The following is a 586-nucleotide window of genomic DNA, read 5'->3' on the forward strand; positions in this document are numbered from 1 at the left end:
CATTGCACCGAACCTGTTGCAACGCAACTTCACTGCTGAAGCACCCAATCAGGTCTGGACGGGTGATATCACCTACATCGCAACCGATGAGGGCTGGCTGTACCTTGCTGTGGTGCTCGATTTATTCAGTCGTCAGGTCGTGGGCTGGAGCATGCAGCCGCACATGCAGAGTTCGCTGGTAACGGATGCGCTGCGAATGGCTTGGTTCCGGCGTGCGCCAGAAGCTGGTGTCACGTTCCATTCGGACCGTGGCAGTCAATACTGTGGGCACGAATTCCAGTCAGCACTGGCTGGCTACAAGATGAAAAGTTCAATGAGCCGCAAGGGCGACTGCTGGGACAACGCACCCACGGAGAGTTTCTGGGGACGCCTGAAAGTGGCTCGCCTGTACGGTAGAAAATTCGAGACCCGCAGGCAGGCCATGGACGAGGTAATTGACTGGATGACGTTCTACAACCACCGCAGAATTCACTCGACGTTAGGCTATGTCAGCCCGATGCAATTTGAGAAAAGCTGGCACGCGGCACAGCTATTGAAGGCCGCATAATTGAGCAGCTAAGAGGTACGTCCAACAGGGGCAGGTTCA

The 586-nt window shown here is 55.5% G+C and carries 1 protein-coding gene; it reads left to right on the forward strand.

The window, feature by feature from the left end; translation table 11 throughout:
- Positions 1–547, forward strand: a 547-nt coding sequence (locus ACFQND_RS12195; protein WP_377413597.1) for an IS3 family transposase, incomplete at its 5' end; no start/stop codon positions are given.
- Between the last annotated feature and the right edge of the window lie 39 nt (positions 548–586).

This window comes from Polaromonas aquatica (assembly GCF_042659145.1).
In the GTDB taxonomy this organism is placed as follows: domain Bacteria; phylum Pseudomonadota; class Gammaproteobacteria; order Burkholderiales; family Burkholderiaceae_C; genus Polaromonas; species Polaromonas aquatica.